26 protein-coding genes are annotated in these 23,718 nt (G+C 67.5%); 14 read left to right on the top strand and 12 right to left on the bottom strand.

The features are described from left to right. Positions 1–7 precede the first annotated feature (7 nt). Positions 8–199 carry an H-X9-DG-CTERM domain-containing protein gene (locus tag HEQ22_RS02930; RefSeq protein WP_432769707.1) on the top strand — a complete coding sequence of 64 codons (192 nt, stop codon included), beginning with the start codon at positions 8–10 and terminating at the stop codon, positions 197–199. A gap of 20 nt (positions 200–219) precedes the next feature. Here the strand turns inward: HEQ22_RS02930 and HEQ22_RS02925 are convergent, their stop codons facing one another. Further along, positions 220–1,116, bottom strand: a complete 897-nt coding sequence (locus tag HEQ22_RS02925; RefSeq protein WP_432769706.1) for a beta-1,6-N-acetylglucosaminyltransferase — start codon at positions 1,114–1,116, stop codon at positions 220–222. A gap of 230 nt (positions 1,117–1,346) precedes the next feature. On the opposite strand from HEQ22_RS02925, the gene HEQ22_RS02920 reads away from it, so the two are divergent. After that, a complete protein-coding gene (locus HEQ22_RS02920; protein WP_432769705.1) occupies positions 1,347–1,832 on the top strand; it encodes an N-acetyltransferase family protein in 486 nt (161 codons plus the stop codon). A gap of 156 nt (positions 1,833–1,988) precedes the next feature. After that, positions 1,989–2,456 (top strand): hypothetical protein, encoded by a 468-nt coding sequence (locus tag HEQ22_RS02915; protein ID WP_432769704.1) that lies wholly within the window; start codon positions 1,989–1,991, stop codon positions 2,454–2,456. Between the two features lie 42 nt (positions 2,457–2,498). On the opposite strand, the gene HEQ22_RS02910 is transcribed toward HEQ22_RS02915, so the two are convergent. From HEQ22_RS02910 to HEQ22_RS02890, 5 genes are all read right to left on the bottom strand, one after another. Beyond that, positions 2,499–3,251 carry a class I SAM-dependent methyltransferase gene (locus HEQ22_RS02910; protein ID WP_432769703.1) on the bottom strand — a complete coding sequence of 251 codons (753 nt, stop codon included), beginning with the start codon at positions 3,249–3,251 and terminating at the stop codon, positions 2,499–2,501. A 189-nt stretch (positions 3,252–3,440) separates the two neighbouring features. Continuing rightward, positions 3,441–4,565, bottom strand: coding sequence for a S41 family peptidase (locus tag HEQ22_RS02905; RefSeq protein ID WP_432769702.1), 1,125 nt, complete (start codon positions 4,563–4,565; stop codon positions 3,441–3,443). 74 nt (positions 4,566–4,639) lie between these two features. Next, a complete protein-coding gene (locus tag HEQ22_RS02900; protein ID WP_432769701.1) occupies positions 4,640–4,840 on the bottom strand; it encodes a hypothetical protein in 201 nt (66 codons plus the stop codon). Positions 4,841–4,852: 12 nt separating this feature from the next. Continuing rightward, positions 4,853–5,989 (bottom strand): acyltransferase family protein, encoded by a 1,137-nt coding sequence (locus tag HEQ22_RS02895; RefSeq protein WP_432769700.1) that lies wholly within the window; start codon positions 5,987–5,989, stop codon positions 4,853–4,855. Between the two features lie 99 nt (positions 5,990–6,088). Beyond that, complete coding sequence (locus HEQ22_RS02890; protein ID WP_432769699.1) at positions 6,089–7,606, bottom strand: acyl-CoA carboxylase subunit beta; 1,518 nt, start codon at positions 7,604–7,606, stop codon at positions 6,089–6,091. Positions 7,607–7,846: 240 nt separating this feature from the next. On the opposite strand from HEQ22_RS02890, the gene HEQ22_RS02885 reads away from it, so the two are divergent. From HEQ22_RS02885 to HEQ22_RS02875, 3 genes are all read left to right on the top strand, one after another. After that, positions 7,847–8,347: a thioredoxin family protein gene (locus HEQ22_RS02885; protein WP_432769698.1), complete on the top strand. Its 501-nt coding sequence runs from the start codon at positions 7,847–7,849 to the stop codon at positions 8,345–8,347. Between the two features lie 10 nt (positions 8,348–8,357). Further along, a complete protein-coding gene (locus HEQ22_RS02880) occupies positions 8,358–9,137 on the top strand; it encodes an SDR family NAD(P)-dependent oxidoreductase (RefSeq protein WP_432769697.1) in 780 nt (259 codons plus the stop codon). A gap of 605 nt (positions 9,138–9,742) precedes the next feature. Next, the gene (locus tag HEQ22_RS02875) at positions 9,743–10,645 is read left to right on the top strand and encodes a DMT family transporter (RefSeq protein WP_432769696.1); all 903 of its coding nucleotides are present in this window, start codon (positions 9,743–9,745) and stop codon (positions 10,643–10,645) included. A 137-nt stretch (positions 10,646–10,782) separates the two neighbouring features. On the opposite strand, the gene HEQ22_RS02870 is transcribed toward HEQ22_RS02875, so the two are convergent. After that, positions 10,783–11,739 (bottom strand): L-threonylcarbamoyladenylate synthase, encoded by a 957-nt coding sequence (locus HEQ22_RS02870; protein ID WP_432769695.1) that lies wholly within the window; start codon positions 11,737–11,739, stop codon positions 10,783–10,785. Positions 11,740–11,801: 62 nt separating this feature from the next. Here HEQ22_RS02870 and HEQ22_RS02865 point away from each other — a divergent pair, with 62 nt between their 5' ends. From HEQ22_RS02865 to HEQ22_RS02835, 7 genes are all read left to right on the top strand, one after another. Continuing rightward, complete coding sequence (locus HEQ22_RS02865; RefSeq protein WP_432769694.1) at positions 11,802–13,544, top strand: acyl-CoA dehydrogenase; 1,743 nt, start codon at positions 11,802–11,804, stop codon at positions 13,542–13,544. An 86-nt stretch (positions 13,545–13,630) separates the two neighbouring features. After that, positions 13,631–15,790, top strand: a complete 2,160-nt coding sequence (locus tag HEQ22_RS02860) for a prolyl oligopeptidase family serine peptidase (protein WP_432769693.1) — start codon at positions 13,631–13,633, stop codon at positions 15,788–15,790. Beyond that, entirely contained in the window at positions 15,766–16,911 is a 1,146-nt protein-coding gene (locus tag HEQ22_RS02855; RefSeq protein ID WP_432769692.1) for a hypothetical protein, read from the top strand. The genes HEQ22_RS02860 and HEQ22_RS02855 overlap by 25 nt, the downstream gene beginning before the upstream one ends. Before the next feature lie 9 nt (positions 16,912–16,920). Further along, positions 16,921–17,418 (top strand): GAF domain-containing protein, encoded by a 498-nt coding sequence (locus tag HEQ22_RS02850; protein WP_432769691.1) that lies wholly within the window; start codon positions 16,921–16,923, stop codon positions 17,416–17,418. A gap of 120 nt (positions 17,419–17,538) precedes the next feature. Then, on the top strand, positions 17,539–18,474 hold the full coding sequence (locus tag HEQ22_RS02845) for a hypothetical protein (RefSeq protein ID WP_432769690.1): 936 nt from the start codon (positions 17,539–17,541) through the stop codon (positions 18,472–18,474). Between the two features lie 210 nt (positions 18,475–18,684). Next, positions 18,685–19,197, top strand: coding sequence for a hypothetical protein (locus tag HEQ22_RS02840; protein WP_432769689.1), 513 nt, complete (start codon positions 18,685–18,687; stop codon positions 19,195–19,197). A 173-nt stretch (positions 19,198–19,370) separates the two neighbouring features. Next, a complete protein-coding gene (locus tag HEQ22_RS02835) occupies positions 19,371–19,811 on the top strand; it encodes a PilZ domain-containing protein (protein WP_432769688.1) in 441 nt (146 codons plus the stop codon). A 9-nt stretch (positions 19,812–19,820) separates the two neighbouring features. Here HEQ22_RS02835 and HEQ22_RS02830 read toward each other — a convergent pair whose 3' ends face one another. Beyond that, on the bottom strand, positions 19,821–20,750 hold the full coding sequence (locus HEQ22_RS02830; RefSeq protein WP_432770928.1) for an isopenicillin N synthase family dioxygenase: 930 nt from the start codon (positions 20,748–20,750) through the stop codon (positions 19,821–19,823). Between the two features lie 122 nt (positions 20,751–20,872). Between HEQ22_RS02830 and HEQ22_RS02825 the strand changes: the two genes are divergently transcribed. Beyond that, positions 20,873–21,298 carry an EVE domain-containing protein gene (locus tag HEQ22_RS02825; RefSeq protein ID WP_432769687.1) on the top strand — a complete coding sequence of 142 codons (426 nt, stop codon included), beginning with the start codon at positions 20,873–20,875 and terminating at the stop codon, positions 21,296–21,298. Here HEQ22_RS02825 and HEQ22_RS02820 read toward each other — a convergent pair whose 3' ends face one another. The 4 genes from HEQ22_RS02820 to HEQ22_RS02805 form a co-directional block, all read right to left on the bottom strand. Next, positions 21,299–21,637 carry a PilZ domain-containing protein gene (locus HEQ22_RS02820; RefSeq protein ID WP_432769686.1) on the bottom strand — a complete coding sequence of 113 codons (339 nt, stop codon included), beginning with the start codon at positions 21,635–21,637 and terminating at the stop codon, positions 21,299–21,301. It lies immediately after the preceding gene. Between the two features lie 72 nt (positions 21,638–21,709). Then, positions 21,710–22,297: an SOS response-associated peptidase family protein gene (locus HEQ22_RS02815; RefSeq protein ID WP_432769685.1), complete on the bottom strand. Its 588-nt coding sequence runs from the start codon at positions 22,295–22,297 to the stop codon at positions 21,710–21,712. Between the two features lie 9 nt (positions 22,298–22,306). Then, complete coding sequence (arfB, locus tag HEQ22_RS02810; protein WP_432769684.1) at positions 22,307–22,708, bottom strand: alternative ribosome rescue aminoacyl-tRNA hydrolase ArfB; 402 nt, start codon at positions 22,706–22,708, stop codon at positions 22,307–22,309. Continuing rightward, positions 22,701–23,384, bottom strand: a complete 684-nt coding sequence (locus HEQ22_RS02805; protein WP_432769683.1) for an RluA family pseudouridine synthase — start codon at positions 23,382–23,384, stop codon at positions 22,701–22,703. Before HEQ22_RS02805 ends, arfB begins: the two co-directional genes overlap by 8 nt. Between the last annotated feature and the right edge of the window lie 334 nt (positions 23,385–23,718).

The raw sequence follows: 23,718 nt of genomic DNA, 5'->3' as shown, positions 1-23,718 counted from the left end.
ACAGGCGATGAGCAAACCCGACATCACCCCCAAACCCCTCACCGACTCGGCGCTCGACAGCGTCGCAGGCGGCACGAAGGCGCATCCCGGCGGGGTCAATATCCTGCTCGCCGACGGCTCGGTCCGCGGCGCGACCGGCGCGCCGAAGGACGGCGCCATTAAGCCGATCACCCAGCAAGGAACCGGCAACGGCATCTAAGCCGCCGCCGCCCCGCCCCGCTACGCCGCTTCGAGCGCCAGGTCGCTTTGCGGGCGCACTGGATCGGGGGCATAGACATTCGCCGCCGGGGTTTTCAGATGCGCCTCGATCAGGTCGAAAATCCCCGCATCCTCGGCCTCGTCGAACTTGCGCGCGAACAGGTCGGGACTGCGCGTCAGGCGCAGCGCGTCGGCGGCCAGCCAGGTGCGCGGGCGCAGCTTGATGTCACCGTCGGGCACCCAGTCGATCGTGCGCAGATCGTCGTTCATGACCTCTCCCTGTGCCGCGCTGTTCATCATCAGCGTCTGGAAAAACGCCTCGTCGGGAATGAAGCTGCGGCGATAGAAGGCCTTGAAACGGTCGGCGCGCCGGTCGTGCACCGCGAACTGGCAAAAGCCGCGCGTCACCGTCTTCCACTGCGTGCCGATGAACGGCGTCGCGTTCTTCAGGAAGCGGCGCGGGACGCCGGTGCGGAGCATCCGCCCGAACGCCTCGACGAACATGTGGCTGACGCGATTCATCGTGTCGGGACGGATCGCCCGCTGGTCGAGCGCGCGAATATATTGGCGGCGCGGGTTGGCGCGGACGAAGTCGCGGATATACGCCTGCGATTTCAACGGAAAATCCTGCCCCGACAGGTTGATATAGTGGGTCCAGCTGCTGTTCATCGCCAGCAGCTGCGCCATGCCGCGCAGTTCGGCATCGACCAGGCTGTAGCCGCCCCACAGCGCCTTTTTCGATTCGATGATCGCCACCCCCTGATAGGGTTTCAGAAAGTCGGTGATGTCGGCAGCGAATGCGTCGCCCGACCCCTTGTCGATATGGATCACATAGCTGTTGCCGGGGGCATAGATGGCGCGGAACATGCGCTTGAACTGTTCGGGAAAGCGGTGGAGGAGGATGAAATAGCCGATCATGAGGCACGCCTTTCGGATCGCGAACCGGGCTGTCAGCTCACCGGAATCGCAATCATTTCCCTGTCCCGGAAAACCCAATCAAAGCGATTTTTTGATCGATAGGAGACAATGCCCGACAGATGGCCGGCCGCGTTGCGAAGCGGCATGGTCCGGCGGCATGCTTGCCATATGGGGCAGCGGCGCGCCATTGTAAGGGCGCCGCCGCAACGCCTGCAGGATATCAGTTTCGCATGACCGTCTCGATCCGCCCCGCTACGCCCGTCGATCTGCCGCTGATCGCGCAGTTCATCCGCGACCTCGCCGCCTATGAAAAGCTCTCGGACGAGGTCCGTTTCGACGAGGCGACGCTCGGCGCCAACCTTTTCGGGCCGCGCCCCTATGCCGAGGTGATCATCGGCGAATTGGACGGCACGCCGCAAGGCTTCGCCCTCTTCTTCCACAATTTCTCGACCTTCGAGGGGCGCCCGGGGATTTACCTCGAGGATCTGTTTGTGCGTCCCGAGGCACGCGGATCGGGGCTGGGCAAGGCGTTGCTCGCGCGCCTCGCGCAGCTCAGCGTCGAGCGCGGGTGCGCGCGGCTGGAATGGTCGGTGCTCGACTGGAACGCCGCGGCGATCGGTTTTTACGAAAGCCTCGGGGCGCGGATGATGGACGAATGGACCGTCATGCGAGTCGATGGCGACGCGCTCGCCGGGCTTGCCGCGCCGCCGCGCTGATCGCGCGCCAAAGAAGGCTTCGATTCCAGCGGCCAACCGATGGCGTTTGCCAGCGCCCCCGAACCATGATCTTCTCCGCCCGGGCCGCAGGTGGGTTCGCGTTCGCGCGAACGGTCCGGTCACCCGCAACGGGGGCCGGCAAGACGGGGAAACAGCATGACACGCAATTTTTTCGCCGCTTCGGCGGCCCTTCTGCTTATGGGCGCGGCGCCGCTCGCGCACGCCCAGATGCCGACCTGGTCGGCCGAACAGAGCGAGGTGTGGGGCTTTATCCAGCAAAGCTGGAAGGACGATGTCGCCCAGAACGGCAAATGGCCCGCCAACTATGCCGACCCGCAGATGGTCGTCTGGTCGTCCGAATTCGCCGCGCCGCGCGGTAAGGATTCGGCGGTGCGCTGGACCAAGTTCCTGAACGGCCAGGGCAAGGTCCTTCAATATGAGCTGAGCCCGCAGTCGATTTCGCTGAGCGGCAACACCGCGGTCGTCACCTATGCGCTGACCGTCGTCAATCAGCGCGGCACCGAAAAGCCCGACTGGGGCAAGGAGGCGATCGTCGAAACGCTGGTGCGCAGCGAGGGCGGCTGGAAATTCCTGTCGTCGACCAGCTTCGGCCTCGGCAAATAAGCGCGGCGGGGGCCGGCTTCGACGGCCGGGCCCCCACCCCACTCAGCCGGGTTTCTTGAAGCGCAGGACGAACTGGTCGGTCCGGCCCTTGATCGACGCGTCGAACACCGATGCGGTGCGCGTGTCGGTCTTGTTGACCAGCATCGGGCTCTCGCCGTCGAGCACGAATCCCGCGGCGAGCACCTCGGCCTTCACCGCCTCGGCGTCGATGCGGTGGAGCGTGTCGCAGTCGCGCGTGCCCGATCCCGCCGCGGCGCTATGGTCGAGCACAACATAATAGCCGCCGGGCTTCAGCGCCGCGAACGCCGCCTTGTTCATCCGCTCGGTCGCATCGGCGGGCGCCTTGCTGCCCTTCAGGTCGTGATAGTTGCGCGAGGTCCACACGACGTCGGCGGCGCCCGCCGGCCCGACGCTGTCGAACGAGCCTGCGAACAGTTCGACATTCTTGCGCGCGCTTTCGGCCGCGAGCGCCTTCATCGCGTCGCTCTCGCCGGGAGCCGCGGCGATCACCTTGCCCTTCGGGCCGACCGCGTTCGAAAAGATGCGGGTGAAATAGCCTTCGCCGGGCAGCAGTTCGACCACCGTGTCGCCGCGCTGTATGCGCGCGAACTTGACCATCATGCCGGGCTTGCGACTGGCATCCTGCGCCTTGTCGGTCGCCGGGCGGCCCGGATCGACCGCGGCGACCTGCGCCGTCGCGGGCTGCACCGGCACCGCGAGCGCAAGCGCCGCAACCCCGAAGCCGACAGCGGCAAACAGCCCCGATGTGGTCCTGAGCAGTGTATGACGTGACATGATATTTCTCCCTCTGATGGCCGTGCGGCGACCCAAAGCCGATGCCGAAAGCCGACAGCGACTGGACGTCCGCAACGACGCGATTGGATGCAGGGATAGGCGCGCGCGATGCCGCGCAGGCGTGTTATTCTATCAACACACTGGTGCCGATGACCAACCGACGAACGGCGGCATCCGCGCTACCAGTGGTCAGCCGCCGGGGGAGGTGGATCCGGCCGCCGCCGGTACCCGCTGCGGCCCGCGGCGGCGCTCCATCGGCGCGCTCGGCACATGCGCGTCGGACAACCGCTTGGCGTCGTCTGCTCCGATGCCGAGGTCGGTGAGCACGCGCACCAGCGCGTCGGCGGGCGCGACCGCGATGTCGGGGGCAACCCCGCCGCCCTCCCAGTCCTTGCCCGTCGCGGGATCATAGGTGCGTCCGACCGGGATGAACGCCAGGAAACCGCCGCCCAGATCCTCCATGCCGCCGAAATGATTGGCCCCCGCGGTCGCTGCGCCGACCAGCGTCGCGCGCCGGGTGTGCTGCATCGCCAGCGCGAAATGCTCGGCCGCCGACCCGGTGACGCTCGAGGTGAGGACATAGACTTTGGCATCGCGCAGTCGCGCGTCGGCGTTCGGGGTCGCCCAATGCTCGCGCGTCGCCATGCCCGCCGCGCCCGCCACCGGGCGCATCGACGCCGCGCCGTCCATCGGCGACCCGCGCGTCTCGGCGACCGAGGCGCGCGTCGCCATCGTCACCAGCCGCGTCGGCTTGTCGAACAGCCAAGGAAAGATGACGTCCATCTGGTCGATACCGCCGCCGCGATGGGTGCGGATGTCGAAGATGACCGCCCTCGCATCGGCATGGTCGGCCATGAATTTCGCGGCCGCCGCGGTGACCGCGGCATCGTCCGGGAACAGGTTGAAGCGGACGAAGGCGATCCCCGGCGCGATCCATCCCGGCTGCTCGATCGCAACAAGGTCGGGCATCATCCGGCGCACCGGCCCCGGCGCCACCGCACCCGCGGGCGGCCGCACCCGCAGATGGCCGTCGGGCGACACCGCCTGCGCGTCCCCCTCCAGCGCCGTCGCCAGCGCATCGCCCGCAAGCGGCGCATAGCGCCCGGCAGCGATGCCGGCGCGAATTGCCGCGGCGTAACGACGGCCTATTTCGGGATAGACGTAATCGCGTTCGAGCAACGCGGCGTAAGCTTCGGCAACAGCGTCCGATTTCACAGCGGGCGCGGCGTCTTCGGCGGCGTGGACGGCTGGCAAAACGACACTCAGACCCGCAGCGAGCAACAGCGCGGGGGCAAGACGGCAGGACAAATTCACGGCAAATCTCCCATCATCCCCGGCGGGGACGATGTGCCATGACCGCGCGCGCTTATCAACTACATATGTAGTCGTCAGCGCTGGCGGCGTGCCAGCACCACCAGCAACGCGCCCGCCGCCGCCAATATCGCGCCGTTGCGGGTCCAGGTGATATCGCCGAGCATGAAGCTGCTCGCGGGCCAGCGCACGATGTCCAGCCCCTGCAGCACCCACAGCAGGCCCATCATCATCAACGCGATCCCGACGACCGTCATCGCACCCTTTAAAGCACCCATAGCGTCTCTCCCCTACGCGCGGCGCTGAAGTCCGATCAGCGGTCGCAGCCAGCCGACCTTGCGCCCACCCAGATAGAAAAGCCAGCATCCTGCAACGGTCGCCGCGACCAGAATCAGAAAGGAGGGCAGCGCCGCGACGCCGGCTTGCAACAAATACCATCCGACGACGACGATGATCGTCTGATGGACGATGTAAAAGGGAAACACCGCTTCGGCGAGCATCGCCCGTTTCGGATGGTCCTGGTTCCAAAAGGCATCGGCAATGCCGAGCAGCGCGACGATGATGAGCCAGCCATTGATATGGCGCGCGACATGATAAGGCAGGAACACCCAGTCCGGCGCCACCGTATCGCCGGGCCATGTCCCCTCGATCAAGGCCACGGGAATGAACGCGATCATTCCGATCGCCAGCGCGACCTTCCACCAGCGCGCCACCGACGCGAACAGCACCGGCCGCACCCGCAACAGCCAGCCGACAAAGAAAGCGGTCAGGTAATGAAGATGCGATGGCCCGTCGTCGAACAGCGCGTGGGTCTCGTCATGGTCGGGAAAGGCGATGTAGATCGCGATCCACGCCGCGGTCGGCCAGACAAGCAGCCCCCATCCGTTCAGCAACCGCGCCGTGCCGTCCGACAGCCGCCCGCGCATCGCCCCCGGCACCAGCGCGAGCACCAGCGCCGCGAGCATCGTATAGACCCACAGATACACGACGAACCACAGATGCTGCCAGGTCGGCAGCGCGATGCCGTCCAGAAACTGGAACGCGAAATAATCCTGCGCCCAGAAATGCAGGAAGCCTTGGGCGTAGCCATGCTGCCCGACCAGTTCGATCCACGGCTGCGGCGGGATGATCACGATCACCCCGAACAACAGCGGGATCAGCAGCCGCGCGCTGCGCGAGCGCGCAAAGGCGCCGCTGCCGCCGAGCTTCGCGAACAGCGCCGCGCTCGCATACCCCGACACCAGGAACAGCAGCGCCAGCCGCCAGCCGTTCGTCGCCAGCATCGGGATCGCGACCCAGTCGATCGTCGGGTCGATCTTCACATGCCAGCCCCACGGCACGAAATACATGCCGATGTGATAGAGGATCAGCAGCGCAAAAGCCCCGATGCGCAGCCAGTCCATCCCGTAATGGCGCGTGGAATTCATGCGGCTCCCCCCATTCGTCATCCCGGACTTGATCCGGGATCCAGGCAACATCGCGCAAATGGCTCCCGGACCAAGTCCGGGATGACGAGGAAGGAGGCTTCACTTCAAAACCCGCCACGCCAGTTCGGCAAACTCGCACAGCAAAGGCCGCGTATCGCGTGGGTCGATGATATCCTCGACCCCGAATTTCTCCGCCGTCCGGAACGGCGAACGCACCCGGTTCAATCGCGCCTGGATCGCCTCCAGATGCGCCGCCGGGTCCGCCGCCGCCTCGAGTTCGCTCTTGTACGCGACCTCGACGCCGCCCTCGATCGGCAGGCTGCCCCAGTCGCCCGACGGCCAGGCGAAACGATATTGGAAGCGCTCAGCGTTCGACATCGCGCTCCCCGCAATCCCATAAGCCCGCCGCACCACCACCGACGCCAGTGGCACCGTCGCGCGATAGATCGCGTTCATCGCCTGCACCCCGTAACGGATCGTCCCCGTCCGCTCGGCCTCGCCGCCGATCATGAAGCCGGGGTTGTCGACCAGATGGACGATCGGCAGGCGGAACTGGTCGGCCAGCTTGACGAACCGTTCGGCCTTCTCGCTCGTTTTGGCGTCCCACGATCCGCCGAGATACGAGGGATCGCTGGCGAGCACCGCGACCGGCCAGCCATCCAATCGCGCGAACGCCGTGATCACCGCGCGGCCCCAGCGTCCGCCCATCTCGAAAAAGCTGCCCTTGTCGAACACCGCGTCGGCGATCCGCCGCATCGCATAGACCTGCTTCGCCTCGCGCGGCACCGCCGACAGCAGGCTCTCGTCGCGCCGATCCACGGGATCGCTGCACGCCATCCGTGCCGCCCGATCATGGATCGACGACGGCAGGTACGACAGAAACCGCCGCGCTGCCGCGAACGCATCGGCCTCGCTCGCGACCTCATCATCGACCACCCCGTTGCGCGTATGCACGTCGCTGCCGCCCAGTTCCTCGCGGTCCAATGTGTCGCCAATTGCCGCCGCGACCGCCGGCCCCGCCGCGAACAGCTGCGACAGCCCCCGCACCATGATGCTGTAATGGCTCGCTACCACCCGCGCCGCGCCCAGCCCCGCGGTCGGGCCCAGCGCCAGCGCGACCACCGGCACCGTGTCGAGATTGGCGATGATCTGGTCCCAGCCGGGCACGTGCGGGATATAGGTGTACCCCATATCCTCCAGCGTCTTGACCGACCCGCCACCACCGGTGCCGTCGATCATGCGGATGAGCGGCAGGCGATATTCATGCGCCATCGCCTCGCACTGGACGAACTTGCGGTGCAGCGCCGCATCGGCCGCGCCGCCGCGCACGGTGAAATCGTCGGCGCTCGCGACCACCGGCCGCCCGCCCACATTGGCGCGCCCGAAGATGAAGTTCGACGCCGCCAGATTTTCGAGCGCACCATCCGGGCCATAGGACCCGCGCCCGGCAATCTTGCCGATTTCGCGAAAGCTGCCCGCGTCGACGATGGCATTCAATCGCGCCCGCGCGTCCATCTTGCCGCGCCCATGCTGCCGCGCGACCTTTTCCTCGCCGCCCATCTGCTCGGCCATCGCGCGCCGCGCGGCGAGTTCGTCGACTTCTTTTTTCCAGCTCATAGGGCAAAGGCTAACTGACGTTGACGGAAACGTCATGCGCTATCTTATCCCTCCCGCTTGCGGGAGGGATAGCGAGACTTGGTCCGGCAAAGCCGGGCCTTCGTCGCAGCAGGGTGGGCATCGACGCACCGGTATCTTCCCACCCCGCTGCGACTAGCAAACACGTTTGCAAGTCTCGCTGCCCCTCCCGCAAGCGGGAGGGGGTTGAGGCTCCGCCACCCCCTGCTATCGTCACCCGCAATGACCCGCACATTCCTCCTCGCCTTCGCCGCCGCGCTCCTGCCGCTGACCCCTGCCCAGTCCGCCGGCGCCGACGCCCCGCGCACCCTCCCCGGCATCGCAGATGCCTACAAGAGCGACGCCTTCGTCGCCGATCCGATGCCCGCGATCGACGCCGCGCTCGCCGCCGCCCGCCAGTCGGGCAAGCGCGTCCTGCTCGTGATGGGCACCGGCGGCTGCCACGACAGCGCGTGGTTCGCCAACCTGCTCGCGACCCAGCGCTTCGCCCCGGTGCGGGCGCGCTACGAGATCGTCTACGCCGACATCGGCATGCCGCAGGTGCGTGGGCATGGCCGCAACCCCGAGGTCGCCAAACGCTTCGGCTTCAAAAAGATCAAGGGCACGCCGACGATCGCGGTGCTGAGCGCCGACGGCGAGGTCCTCAATCGGAAGGCCGCCCCCAAATGGCGCAACGCCGCGAGCCGCAGCGACGACGACATCTATGCCGAGCTGATGCAATAGGGAGAGACACATGGCCGAGCTGAACCTGACCGGGCGCACCGCGCTCGTCACCGGCGCCTCGCGCGGCATCGGCCGCGGCATCGCGCTCGCGCTCGCCAAGGCCGGCGCTGATATCGCGGTCAATTACACCCGCGATGCCGACGCCGCGGCGGACACCGTTGCCGCGATCGGGGCGCTCGGCCGCAAGGCCAGGGTGTACCAGGCGTCGGTCACCGACGAGGACGCCTGCGCCGCGATGGTCGCCGCGATCGAGGCCGATTTCGGTTCGCTGTCAATCCTGATCAACAACGCCGGCATCGCCAGCCGCGGCAAAACGGTCGCCGACACCGACGCCGCCGAGGTCGAAAGGCTGCTCGCCGTCCACGCGGTCGGCGCGCACCGCCTGTCGCGGCTGTGCCTGCCGCTGCTGCGCCGCCACGCGCGCAGCGACATCATCGTCATTTCCAGCATCGCAACGCTCCACCACGCCGCGAACGGCGCCCCCTACAATATGGCCAAGGCGGCGGGCGAAGCGCTGGCGATCACGCTGGCGAAGGAAGAGATGCAGCACGGCGTCCGCGTCAACATCGTCGCCCCCTCGCTGACCGTCAGCGACATGGGCAGCAAGCTGTCGCGCGCGATCACCGGCCAGGACGACATCCACCACCTCGACGCCAAATTCCCCTTCGGCCGCGTCCCGACCCCCGACGATGTCGCCGCGGCGGTGCTGTGGTTCGTGTCGGACGCCAACCCCTATTGCTCGGGACAGAAACTCAACATCGACGGCGCGGGTATGGCGACATTTAGGTGAAATTTCCGGCGCGATGGCTGGAAACGACCAGTTGCGGTCCTGCTTAACCCCGTTCGCATCGAGCGAAGTCGAGATGCCCATCGCCGTGGTATGAGGTCGAAGGGTGTCTCGACTTCGCTCGACACGAACGGATTGAGGGATGGCCTTTGACGACCAGTTGCGGACGTAGCGATCCTCCCCGGCACGGGGAGGGGGACCATGCGAAGCATGGTGGAGGGGTACGCGGTGTCGAGCGCTGCGTATACGGGCCCGTACCCCTCCACCACCCTGCGGGTGGTCCCCCTCCCCCGGTGGGGGAGGATCGCTCAACCTCCGCTCCCCACCCCATTCCGGCCCTTCGCTGCCGATTTGGACGCAACGGCCGGAAACGACGAGAAGTGGACATTGCTGCTCCCCTCCCTTTTAGGGAGGGGCTGGGGGTGGGTAGCCGCCAACGGCGGCATATTCACCGCCGCTCGCTATCGCTCGCAACCCACCCCTAACCCCTCCCTGAAAGGGAGGGGAATTGTCCGGAATCCACCCCAAAACCGCCGTTCACCCCGCCCTGCGTCGCGCCCCGTAATGTAGGCGCGCTCAACGGGCCAAACTCCGCTAAAGGCCCATTCATGCGCCCCGATTCGGCCTCGCCCATCATCCCCTTCCTTATCGCCTGCGCGGGCATCGCGACCTTCTCCGCCATGGACGTGCTGATGAAGGGGCTGTCGATCGACATCGGCGCCTATAACGCCGTGCTCTGGCGCACCGGCGCCGGAACGATCCTGTGCGGCGCGCTCTATGCCGCGTCGCGGCCGCGCTGGCCCGACCGCGCGACGCTGCGCATCCATGCGGTGCGCTCGCTGTTCGTGTCGGCGATGGCGGTCACCTTTTTCTGGGCGCTTGCGCGGCTGCCGATCGCCGAAGCGATCGCGCTCGCCTTCGTCGCGCCGTTGATGACGCTGTACATGGCGGCGCTGTTCCTCGGCGAAAAGATCGGCCCGCGCTCGGTCGCGGCGTCGCTGCTCGGTCTCGCCGGCGTCATCGTCGTCGTCGCGGGCAAGCTGGGGCGCGGCGACTATGCGCCCGAGGCGTTGTGGGCGGTCGGCGCGGTGCTCCTGTCGGCGATGCTCTATGCCTATAACCTCATCCTCGCGCGGCGGCAGGCAAAGATGGCCGAACCGCTCGAGATCGCCTTTTTCCAGAATGGTTTCGTCGCATTGATCCTCGCCGTGGGGGCGCCGTGGCTCGCCGCGGTGCCCGGCGGCGAGCAGGCCTTGCCGATCGTCGGCGCGATGCTGCTCGCGGTGACGTCGCTGCTGCTGCTCAGCTGGGCCTACGCCCGCGCCGAGGCCCAGATCCTCGCAACGACCGAATATACCGGCTTCCTGTGGGCGATGCTGTTCGGCTGGATGTTCTTCGCCGAGGCGGTGACCTGGCCGACGATCGTCGGCGCGCTGCTGATCGTCGCCGCGTGCCTGATCGTTGCGCGCAAGGTGCCGCAACTCGACCCGATCGAACCGGCGGCGGCCTAAATACCCCCTCCCGCTTGCGGGAGGGGCAGTGAGACTTGCGAGCTTGCTCGCTAGTCGCAGCGGGGTGGGCAGCGTGAGGCCGAAAGCTCGCTGCGCTCGCGCCCACCCCTGGCCCCTCCCGCTTGCGGGAGGGGGACTTAGGCCGCCGCGCGCGACAGCCGGTCGTTGATCGCCGCACCCAGCCCCTCGTCCGGGATATTCGCCACCGCAATCGTCGCCTTCGCACTTGCCGCGCCAGCGTGCAGCGCATCGAACAATCGCGCCGCCGCCTCGGTCAGATCGCCGCCCGAACTCAGCTGGTAATCCCCCGCCAGCGCCCCGAACCCGATCCCATACTCGTCCTCGGTAAACGCATCCGCGCCCAGCCGCACCGGCTTGCCCGGCGCATAATGGCTGACCAGCATCCCCGGCGCGACGACTTCTGTCCCCTTGGCAGCCGCGACCGCCAGGCCGCTCGCTTCGCGCAGCATATCGGCGGTCACCGGCCCCGGCCGCAGCACTTCGACCGCACCGTCCCTGACCCGCGCGATCGTCGACTCCACCCCCGCGCGGCAAGGCCCGTCGTCGATCACCAGCGCGATCCGCCCGCCCAGGCTCGCGGCCACATGGCTGGCCCTGGTCGGGCTCACCCCGCCGCTGGCATTGGCGCTCGGCGCCGCGAGCGGGGCGCCGGTCGCGTCCAGCAGCGCCTGCATTGCGCGATGGGCCGGGACCCGGATCGCGATCGTGTCCAGCCCCGCGGTCGCGATCCGCGCGACGGGGCAGTCGTGGCTGCGCGGCACGACCAGCGTCAGCGGACCGGGCCAGAAGGCCGCCGCCAGCCGCCGCTCGGCCGGCCCGAACACGCCGAGTTTTTCGGCCGCCGCCAGCCCCGCCACATGGACGATCAGCGGGTTGAAATCGGGGCGCCCCTTGGCGGCATAGATGCGCGCGACCGCCGTTGAATCGCGCGCGTCGGCGGCCAGTCCATACACCGTCTCGGTCGGCACCGCGACCGGCCGCCCGCGCGCGACCAGCGCCGCGGCGCGCGCGATCGCGTCGTCGCCATAGGCGCAAACCGCGGTATCGACGCTCTCGGTTGGACCTTCAGCCATGCCGCGCTATAGCGCCCGCGCAACGATATTCACCAGCAAAGTGCGCAAGGGAAACTCGGCCCATGACCTATACGCCGCCCACCACCGAACAGCTGTTCGTCCTCGACCATATCGCGCGCATCGACGCGATGGCGAGCCATGAGCGCTTCGCCGACGCGACCCCCGACATGGTCGAGGCGATCGTCACCGGGATCGGCGAATTCGCCGCCGAGGTCTATGCGCCCCTCAACCGCGTCGGCGACGTCCAGAACCCCAAGTGGGACGACGGCAAGGTCACCATGCCCCCCGGCTTCAAGGAAGCCTATCAGGCGTTCGTCGATGCCGGCTGGGGCAGCATCGACGGCCCGACCCAATATGGCGGCCAGGGCCTGCCCTTTACCCTCGCAACGGTGATCATCGAGGCGCTCGGCAGCGCCGACATGGGCTTCACCCTGTGCAACATCCTGACCCCTGGCGCGATCCATGCGCTGATGGCCTATGGCACCGAGGAGCAGCGCCAGCGCTGGCTGCCCAAGCTCGTCTCGGGCGCGTGGAACGGCACGATGAACCTGACCGAGCCCGCCGCGGGCAGCGACGTCGGCGCGCTGCGCTCGACCGCCGAACTGGTCACCGAAGGCGACCATGCGGGGCTCTACCGGATCAAGGGCCAGAAAATCTTCATCACCTTCGGCGAGCACGACCTCACCGACAATATCGTCCACCTCGTTCTCGCGCGCACCCCCGGCGCGCCCGAAGGAACGCGCGGCATCTCGCTGTTTCTCGTCCCCAAATACCGCCTCGACGCTGATGGCAACCCGACGATCAGCAACGGCGTCCATTGCGCGTCGATCGAGCATAAGCTCGGCATCCACGGCTCGCCCACCGCGGTCATGGTCTATGGCGACGGCGAAGACTGCCTGGGCGAAATCGTCGGCGCCGAAATGGGCGGCATGCGCGCGATGTTCGTGATGATGAACGCCGCGCGGCTGCTCGTCGGCTGCCAAGGCGTCCAGATCGCCGAACGTGCGACCCAGCAGGCGCAGCGCTTCGCCGCCGAGCGCGTCCAGTCGGCGCTCGCCGGCGGCACCGACCGCACCCCCGTCACCATCGACCGGCACCCCGACGTCCGCCGCATGCTGTGGCGGATGCGCGCCCAGACCGAGGCGGCGCGCGCGCTGACCTATTACGCCGCCGCGCAGACCGATTTCGGCAAGCTCGGCGACGAAGCCGCCGCGATGCGCGCCGAAATCCTGATCCCGCTGGTCAAGGCGCACGCGACCGACATCGGCTGCGAGGTCGCCAGCCTCGGCATCCAGGTCCATGGCGGCATGGGCTTCATCGAGGAAACCGGCGCCGCGCAGCATTATCGCGACGCGCGCATCGCCCCGATCTACGAAGGCACCAACGGCATCCAGGCCGCCGACCTCGTCGGGCGCAAGCTCGGGATGGCGGGCGGCGAGCTCGTCCGCGCGCTGATCGACGATATCGCCCACGGCGCCGCCGATTTTCCCGAGCTGCAGCAATTGGTCGATGCCTGCCGCGCGGTCACCGACTGGATGGTCGGGGCCGGCACCGCCGACCGGCTGGCGGGCAGCTACCCCTATCTCACCATGCTCGCGACCGCGACCTGCGGCTGGCTGATGGCGCTCCAGCACCAGGGCGCCAGGGCGGCCCTCGACGCCGGCGATGGCGACGCCGCTTTCCTGCAGGCCAAGATCGCCTCGACGCGCTTTTACCTGCAACAGATCGTCCCCGCCGCCACCGGCCTCGCGCCATCGGCGCTGGCCGGCGACGCGGCGCTGGCGCCGCTGCCCGCAGTCGGTTGATTCCGGCCAGAACGCGCTTGCCCCTGCCTTTTCCATCCTTACATTGACGCGCACGAATATGTCCCAAGCATGAGGATCGCCTTGCCATGTCCCCCACTTTGCGCGCGCCGCTGGCGCTTGCCGCCCTGTTCATGACCCCCGCCGCCGCACAGGCCGCCGAAGCCGCGGCGGCGTCCGCCCCCGCCGCCTCGCTCGCCTATCCCGCGAGCGAGCGCGGGACGACGGTCGATCCGCAGTTCGGGGTCGATGTCGCCGATCCCTATCGCTGGCTCGAGGACGACGTCCGCGTCAATCCGAAGGTCGCCGCCTGGGTCGCGGCGCAGAATCAGGTGACCGACGCCTATCTCGACACGCTGCCCGGCCGCGACGCCTTCAAGGCGCGGATGACCGAGCTTTACAATTACGAGCGCTTCGGCCTGCCGACCAAGGCCGGTACCCGCTATTTCTATTCGCGCAACGACGGTCTCCAGCCGCAGTCGGTGCTCTATGTCCGCGACGGGCTGCAGGGCGAGGGCCGGGTGTTGATCGACCCCAATCTGTGGGCCAAGGACGGCGCGACCGCGCTCGCCGAATGGCGACCGTCGGAGGACGGCAAGCATCTGCTCTATGCGGTGCAGGACGGCGGCACCGACTGGCGCATCGTCAAGGTCAAGGACGTCGCCACCGGGCAGGACCTCGCCGACGAGATTCGCTGGGTCAAATTCTCGGCGCTCGACTGGGCCAAGGACGGCAGCGGCTTTTATTATTCGCGCTTCCCCGAACCCGCCGAGGGCGGCGCCTTCCAGTCGCTCAACGAAAATCACGCGGTCTATTTCCACCGGCTCGGCACCCCGCAGAGCGCCGACGTGCTGATCCACGCCACCCCCGACAAGCCGAAGCTCAACAATAGCGCGGTCGTCACCGACGACGGCAAATATCTGCTCGTCGTCGGTTCGGAGGGCACCGACGAACGCTATGGCCTCACGCTCTATCCGCTCGGCGCAAAGGGCGCCGGCAAGCCGGTGACGCTGGTGGACGATTTCGCGAACAACTGGGAATATGTCACCAACGAGGGCACCCGCTTCACCTTCCTCACCAACAAGGGCGCGCCGCGCCAGCGGCTGGTGTCGATGGACATCAAGAAGCCCGCGGCGCTGACCCAGCTCGTCGGCGAACAGGCGGGGACGCTGGTCGGCGCCTCGCGCGTCGGCAACCGCATCATCCTCTCCTACCTTGGCGACGCCAAGTCGGAGGCGCGGATGGTCGCGCTCGACGGCAAGCCGGTCGCCAACATCAACCTCGCGGACATCGGCTCGGCGTCGGGTTTCGGCGGCAAGTCGAGCGATCCCGAAACCTTTTACGCCTTTTCCAGCTACGCGCGCCCGACGACAATCTATCGCCTCGACACCGCGACCGGCAAAAGCGAGATTTTCGCCGAGCCCAAGCTGACCTTCGACCCGAAACAGTTCAGCGTCGAACAACGCTTCTACACCTCGAAGGACGGCACCAAGGTGCCGATGTTCCTGGTGATGAAGAAGGGGCTCGACCGCAGCAAGGGATCGCCGACGCTGCTTTATGGCTATGGCGGCTTCAACGTCTCGATGACCCCCGGCTTCTCGCCCACGCGCCTCGCGTGGGTCGACAAGGGCGGCGTGCTCGCGATCGCGAACCTGCGCGGCGGCGGCGAATATGGCAAGGCGTGGCACGACGCCGGCCGCCTCGCCAACAAGCAGAATGTCTTCGACGATTTCATCGCCGCGGGCGAATATCTGATCGCCGAAGGCATCACCGGCAAGGACCAGCTGGCGATCGAGGGCGGCTCGAACGGCGGTCTGCTCGTCGGCGCGGTGACCAACCAGCGCCCCGACCTGATCGCCGCGGCGCTGCCCGCGGTCGGGGTGATGGACATGCTGCGCTTCGACCGCTTCACCGCCGGGCGCTACTGGGTCGACGATTATGGCTATCCGTCGAAGGAAGCCGATTTCAAGACCCTGCTCGGCTATTCGCCCTATCACAATATCAAGGACGGCACCGCCTATCCCGCGGTGCTGGTGACCACCGCCGACACCGATGACCGGGTGGTTCCGGGGCATAGCTTCAAATATACCGCCGCGCTCCAGCACGCCGACGCCGGCGACAAGCCGCACCTGATCCGCATCGAAACGCGCGCCGGCCACGGGTCGGGCAAGCCGACCGACAAGATCATCGCCGAGGCCGCCGACAAATATGCCTTCGCGGCCAAATGGACCGGGCTGAGCGTCCAGTAAGGCGCTGGCCCTGGATTGCCGCCGCCGCCCTTGCCGGGCTGGCGGCGGCGGTCTGGGCGATATTGCCCGACGCAGGCGCCGCGCGCGTCGAGCGGCTGGCCGCTTGCTACGATCCGGCGGCGCTGCCGCCGATCGCAACGCTTGCCGACGGCCGCCGGGCGATGCGCCTCCGTGTCCTGCTCTGGAATGTCGAAGGGCTGCCGTGGCCGATCCGCAGCGGGCGCGAGCAAAAACTCGCCCGGATCGCCGACTGGATCGCGAAGCGCCGCGCCGCGGGACTCGGCCCCGACATCCTCATCCTCCACAAGGCGTTTACCCCCGCGGCGTCGCGCATCGCGCAGCGCGCCGGCTTTGCCTCGATCCTGCCCGGCCCCGCGGTCGACCAGCCGCGCCATCGGCCGATCCCGATACCACTCGCCGGCCACGCCGAGGCGGGCCGCTGGTGGCAAGGCGAAGGCATCGGCAAATGGCTGGACAGCGGCCTTTATGTCGCGACCGACCTGCCGCTGGCGACCGCGACGCGCGGTCGCCCGCTGCCCGCCTATGCCAGCGACGCCTTCTACGCCGGCAGTTGTGCAGGCTATGACTGCCTGTCGAACAAGGGCGGGATGATCGTCCGCCTCGCGCTGCCCGGCACCCCCGAACCGCTGGCGATCTTCAACACCCATCGCAATTCGCGCGAGCCATCGGGCGTCAGCATCGCGCGCGCCGAAACCGCGCACGCCATGCAGACGCGCGAAAATGATGCGCTGCTGCACGGCTTCGGCGGCGACGGCGCGATGATCGCGGCAGGCGACTTCAACAATTACCGCGCCGGCGACCGCATCGGGCGATTTGCGAACGATGCCGCCTTCCGGCTCGTCGCCAGGGGAACGGGCTTCACCGCCCGCGCGGCGCCGATGACCGATGCCCAGGCATGGGCCGCGGCCTACGACCTCATCGGCTATCGCGGCGGCGATGCGCTCGCTGTCGAGCCGCTCGCGGTCGCCACGATCTTCGACGGGAAGAATGGCCCTGTTCTTTCCGACCATCCCGCCCAATATGTGATCTTCCGGCTAAGCTGGCGCAGCGACGCGCCCACGATGCCGGCCACCGTTGCGCGCTGCCCCGCCCGACCTTGAAAGAAGCCGATGTCCTTTGCCTTCGCCCCCACCACCACCACCGCAGATGCCCGCTGGGCCGAAACCGCCGCCGCCGCCGAGGCGCTCGTCGCGGGCGAGCCCGATGCCATCGCGAACATGGCGAATGTCGCGGCGCTGATCTGGCAGGCGATCCCCGATCTTAACTGGGCGGGTTTCTATCGCTTCGACGGCAAAGAACTCGTTCTCGGCCCGTTTCAGGGCAAGGCGGCGTGCATCCGCATCCCGCTGGACAAGGGCGTCTGCGGCGCCGCGGCGCGGCTGCGCAGCACCCAGCGCGTTGAAGACGTCCACGCCTTCCCCGGCCACATCGCCTGCGACGCGGACAGCCGCAGCGAACTGGTCGTGCCGATCGTGGTCGGCGACCGGCTGGTCGGGGTGCTCGACCTCGACAGCCCGCTGGCGGGCCGCTTCTCCACCGACGACCAGGCGGGGGCCGAGGCGCTGGTGGCGCGCATCGCCGCCGCGCTGGCCCCTACCGCCTTCTGACCCAAAATGGGACGCAAAAGGCAGGGTTAACGGATTCGCGATGAGGCCGCGATTTTGCTAACGAGCTGTTAACCAATTGGTTGTCGCGGGCGCGACGGCCGCCGGAACAGGGAGTTTAGCATGCGCACCATTTTGCTTTTGGGGGTTGCCGCGGGGTCGCTGTTGCTGGCGGGACGCGCATCGGCGGCGGAACTGCCGATGACCGAAACCGGCGCGGCAACCGCGCTGGTGGGCAGCGCAGCGTTCGGCGGCGATCCGCGCCCGACCCTCGACTACGGCCTGCCCGCGGCGCCCGACGGCCGCGTCTACACCGGTTATCCCGACCGCGTGCCCAGCGAAGTCGATTATCGCCGCGTCGATGGCAGCTATGACGCCGAAGGACGCTGGACCGGCACCTGGGACGGCACCTATGAAAGCCCCGATGGCCGCCGCTACGAGGGCCGCTATGAAGGCACCGTCGAAGGCGCGGGCACCGGCTATGCGCCGCCGCCGGCCTATGATCCCTATTATGACGAGGACGATCGCGGCGGCGGTTACGATCCCCGTTACGATGCCGATATGGAACGCCGCTGTGGCCGGGGGGGCACGGCAGGCGGGGCGGTTGTCGGCGGTGTCATCGGTGGCGTCGCCGGCAACCGCATCGCCGGGCGCGGCAATCGCACCGCGGGCACGCTGATCGGCGGCGGCCTCGGCGCCCTCGCCGGCGCCGCGATCGGCAATGCGGCCGACCGCGAGAAATGCCAGCGCTGGTGGTCGAGCCGGAGCAGCCATTATCAGGGCGGTCATCACCAGGGCGGTGGCTATTATCAGGGCGGCTATCAGCACGGCGGCACCGCCGTCTACCAGCACGGCGGCCAGGGCTATTATGGCGCGCCCTATGGCTATTATACGCCGGGCGTCGTCGTCACGACGATCATCACCGGCGCGCCGGTGATCACCGAAACGGTCGAGACCACGACGCACACCTATTATGAGAATGTGCCGGTCCGCAAACGCTATGTCGCCAAGAAAAAGTGGAAGCCGAAAGCGAAGCCGAAACCGCGCTGCTTCTGCTGACGGTGCGGCGCGGCACGGACGCGCCACCGCTTTTGCGAAGAATTTCAGACCCGCCGTCCGCATCGACGGCGGGTCTTCTCGTTCGTCGGCGCCGCGCCCAGTCTGAACCGCAGATAAGCGGGGGGTTCAGCATCGCGTCACCGCCGAATCGCTAAAAGGCTCTCCAAGGGTCGCCAATGCGCCCCGTTTGTTTTCGAAGGAGACCGAACCATGGCTATCAACACACTCAGCAAGGCCGCAATTGGTGCGGCCACCGCCGGCGCGATGCTGATGAGCGCCGCCCCCGCCGCTGCGCGCGACCGTTATGACCGCGACGGCATCAGCGCGGGCGAAATCATCGCCGGCGCCGTTGTCCTCGGCGGCTTGGCCGCGATCCTGTCGAGCGGCGACAACGACCGCTACGACGATCGCTATCGCGGCGGCTACGACGATCCGCGCTACGGCTACGGCTATGATTACAACCGCTATGGCAACAGCCGCAGCGCCGTCAGCCAGTGCGTCAGCGCGGTCGAGCGCGGCAGCCGCCGCTATGGCCGCACCGACGTGACGCAGGTGACCAGCATCGATCGCAAGCGCGACGGCTACAAGGTCAAGGGCCGCGTCGCCGTCCAGGACGGCTACGGTGGCCGCTGGGGCCGCGGCGGTTCGTACGACCGCGGCAAGTTCAGCTGCGACATCCGCTACGGCCGCGTGCAGGACGTCAAATTCTCCGGCCTGCGTTAACGCTGAAACCGGCCCCCTCGCACCCGCGAGGGGGCCTTTTTCCCGCCGGATCGGCGCTCGCGGCCGATAATCGGCCAGGCGCTATACGAATATTTACCTTCCCGCGTTACCACGCTGCCGGGACCATAATCACCGGCCGATGTGGGAATCGGGCGGCAGGAACCGGGTCGTCGATGCCAGACACTGGCAAATCGGAATTGGCAGAAGCGCGGGACGCACAGCGTCAGCCGCGCCAGTCGCGTTTGGTCAAGGCGGCGCTCGAATGCGACAGCTTCGGCCGCTTCGACGTCACGCTGCGCAACGTCTCGGCAACCGGCATCGGTGGTCAGGGGCCGCACGTGCTCACCCCGCAACAACGGCTCACCGTCTATCTGCCCGGCCATCCCCCGATGCCGGGCATCGTCCGCTGGGTCAGCGATGGCCGCTTCGGCATCGAAACCGAGGGCGAGATCCGCATCGAACAACTGCGCACCGCGCACGGCGGCACCCTGCCCTCGTCCGACAGCAACAACGCCGATTTCCGCATCGTTCCCGCGCCTAAAGTCTTCGCGCGCCGCCCGGGCCTGACGCCCGGTTTCTCCACCCCGCGCAATACCGACTGGCGGACGCGCTAGGACAGTCGGCTAAGCCTTCAGCCCGATCTCGCGCAGCCGCTCCTGCAGATAGTCGTCGGCGGTAATCGGGTCGGGATACAGGTTCGGGTGTGCGTCATCGATGCAATTCGCCAGCGTCTCGATCGGATAGTCCGATCGGAAGTGCAGAAAAAACGGCATCGAATAGCGCGCGACGCTCGCGCGCCCCGCGTCGGGATTGCGCACCCGGTGGGTGGTTGACGGCAGACGGTTGTTGGTCAGCCGCTGCAACATGTCGCCGACGTTGACCGCCATCGCGCCGGCCGGCGGGCTGACCGGCAGCCAGCTGCCGTCCTTGTCGAGGATCTCGAGCCCCGCTTCCTCGGCGCCGAGCAGCAGCGTGATCGTATTGATATCCTCATGCGCCTCGGCGCGGATGCCCTTCGCGGGGGCTTCGACCGGCGGATAGTGAAGCAGCCGCATCACGCTGTTGCCGTCGGCGACCGTGTCGTCGAAGAAATCGGGCGCGAGGCCGAGGTAGCGGGCGATGCCCGACAGCAGCTGCGCCCCGACGCGGTCGAATTCGGCGAAGAGCTTGTCATAGACGGCGCGGAAACCTGCGACCTCGGCGGGCCAGACATTGTTCGGCTGCTGCGCGGCAAGCCGGTGCCCCGCGGGCAGGTCGCGCCCGACGTGCCAGAATTCCTTGAGGTCGACCTCTTTCGCGCCCTTGGCGATCTCGGTCCCGAACGGGGTGTAACCGCGCGCGCCGCCGCCGCCCTGGATATGATAGGCGCGCTTGACGTCCTCGGGCAGCGCGAAGAAAGCCTTGGCCTTGTCCCACGCTTCGTCGATCAGCGCGGGGTCGATGCCATGATCGGTGATCATCGCGAAACCGAAGCGTTCGAACGAAGCGCCGAAATCGCGGGCGAACTGGTCGGCGGGCAGCGCCATGGAAATGGTCGGAACAGCGGCAGTCATCATATCATCCATATCGGGCGGGGCTCGCGCCTCCGCGACTCTGCCCCTGCATGTAGGGCGCCCAGCGGGACAGGGAAAGAGGCTCGCTCTTTTCAAACCGGCGACGCTTGCTAAGAGACCCCATGGCAAAACAATATTGGCTGATGAAATCCGAACCCGACGCCTATCCGTGGGAGCAGCTGGTGCGCGAAGGCACCGGCATCTGGGACGGGGTGCGCAACCACAGCGCGAAGCTCAACCTGAAGGCGATGCAGGTCGGCGACGAGGCGCTCTTCTATCACAGCAACATCGGCAAGGAATGCGTCGGGATCATGCGGATCACCGAAACCGCCTTCCCCGATCCCACCGCCGATGAAGGCGCGCCGTGGGTCGTCGTGCGCGTCGAACCCGTCCGCCCCCTCGCGCATCCGGTGACGCTGGCGGCGATCAAGGCCGATCCGAAGCTCGCCGACATGGACCTGATCCGCCAGTCGCGCCTGTCGGTCGGGCGCGTGACGCCCGCCGAGTGGAAGCATATTCTCCAGAAATCGGAAAAGCCCGCGGGCTGATTATTTGCCCAGCTTCTTTTGCATATGCTGGGTCACCGACGGGTGCATCGGGTTCATGAACTCGCAGCCGCAATTGGTGCCGTCGACGCGCCGCACGACCGCTTCGAGCAGTTGCAGCCCCGGCAGGTTGACCCACAGCCGGGTGCCGACCGCGGGGGGCGAATAGGAAAAGAAGCGGAAACCGGTTGCCGACAGATCGAACAGGTCAACGTCGAACGGGTTCATGCCCGCCTCGCGCAGCCGCGCCCGCGCGCTGACGTCGGTGCGGGCGGCCCGGCGTACGTCGGGCGTCCCATCGGTCATCAGATTGTTTTTGCCGAGCACGATATGCGATCCCATCTACTTCGATTCGCACTCTTTTACCGCGCCGATGGTTACCGGGAGGTCAAGGCCGATGGTAAAATTTGCTGGTTAAGGCGGCGCGTCGCCGACCGTCATATGCTGGCTCGGATAGGGGGCGACCAGCGTCGCCGCGTCGCGCCATTCGCCGCCCAGCCAGCGCCCATAATCCTCGGGCGCCACGATTACCGGCATCCCGCGCGGATCGTGGTGCGCCACCAGCCGGTTGGCGTCGGTGGCGAGGATCGCAAACCCCGGCCAATCCTCGATCTGGCGCACGATCGCGGCAAAGGCGAAGACCGGCTGCGCGGTAAGCGAAAACCAGCGCTGCCGCTTCGCCCCTTCGGGCCCCGACCACAACGCAAAGGCCGTCGCGGGCACCAGACAGCGCAGCTCGGCATGGCGCAGCGTGCCGATCCAGAACGGGCTGGCGAGGTTGCGCACGGTCGTCACCGGTCGCTCGCCCCGCGGCGGCGGCGGCACCCCCCACAAATGCGGCCGCAGCACGCGGCGCGCGCCCGGACGGCCGTCGCTGACCACCACCGGCGCCGGGCGGCCGGGCGCCACATAACCGCCGCTCCACGGGTCGTCGCCGGGCGCGGCGCCCAACGCCGCGGCGATCGCGCTCGCCGGGGCGTCGAGGCGGTAAAGCTGCGTCACATCGCGGCCCTAATCGGTCCCGCGCACCCGTCCGCGTCCGGCCTTGACGGTGCTGCGCGCCTTCTTGCTATCGACGCGGCGCGCCTTCGCGGCCTTGCTCGGCTTCGTCTTGATCCGCCGTTCGGGGCGCACCAGCGCGGCATCGACCAGCTCGTTCAGCCGCGCCCGCGCGTCCGCACGGTTCGCCTCCTGGGTACGAAAGCGGCGCGCCAGAATGACCAGCTCGCCCTCGGTCGTCATCCGGCTGCCCGCCAGCACCTTCAGGCGCCGGAACGCGTCGGGGTCGAGCCCCAGCGCATAGACGTCGACGCGCAGTTGGCACGCCGTCGCGACCTTGTTGACATTCTGGCCGCCGGGACCGGTGCCGGCGAGAAACTTCTCCGAAATCGCGCTTTCGGGGATCTCAGCCACGCGTCGGCTCCGCGCCCTCCGGCGCCGCAAAGCCCAGCGCGATAAAGCTGTCGGGGAACGGCGCCTCGGCGATTATCGACGGCTTGACGTCACGTTTCACCACCAGCCGTTCGGCGTGAAGCAAGGTGCGCGTCCGGGTACTGCCGCGCCCGTAAACCGGGTCGCCGACGAGCGCGAAACCCAGCCCTTCGAGCGCGTGGACGCGCAGCTGATGGGTGCGGCCCGTCTCGGGGCGAAAGCGCAGCAAACTCCGCTCGCCCACCACCGCCAGCCTCTCCCAATGCGAGATCGATGGCTTGCCTTTCGGATCGCCGACCATCCGCCAGCCGTCATCGGCGGTCGATACCTTGCTCAGCGGCAGGTCGATCGTGCCGCTTTCGCCTGCAGGCACGCCGTCGACGATCGCCAGATATTGCTTCTCGACCTCGCGATCCTCGAACGCGCGGGTGAACCGCCCATGCGCCTTCGGATTGCGCGCGAGTAGCAGGCAGCCCGAGGTATCGCGATCGAGCCGGTGCACCGCGAGCGGCCACCGCTTGAACCCGAATTTGAGCAGGTCGAGATGATTTTCCAGGCTGATGCTGCCGTCGCGCGGCGCATCGACCGGCAGGCCGGCAGGCTTGTCGATGACAAGGGCCTCGCCATCGAGGAACAGGACACGATCTGAAAGGAGCATGGCGCGCTATAGGCGGAGCGGGAGTTCGCCGAAAGGGTAAAGGTTGGTGCGAATATGGATGGTCCACTTTGGGGTGGAAAGCGGACGCCACTTATATTGCGGCCCTGCAAACCAAGTGCGAATATTGCTCCATGAAGAACATCTATTTTACCGACGTCGTAATAGGGGCGGCAGGAGGGTTGGGCGCATTTTCCCTCGGCCTTAGTAGGGGATGGGCCGGCGTGCTGGCGATTGCTCTTTGGCTTGTGGTCGCCGCTACCATGCACGTTTTCGGAAAGCGGAAAGATCGAAAGCCAGAATAGGTCCAATGGCAGCAACTGGTCGTTTCGCGACA

Origin of the sequence: Sphingopyxis sp. (assembly GCF_050916055.1) — a bacterium.
Lineage (GTDB): Bacteria > Pseudomonadota > Alphaproteobacteria > Sphingomonadales > Sphingomonadaceae > Sphingopyxis.
The sequence above is the reverse complement of the archived record's forward strand: the minus strand, read 5'-3'. Positions and strand labels throughout refer to the sequence as shown.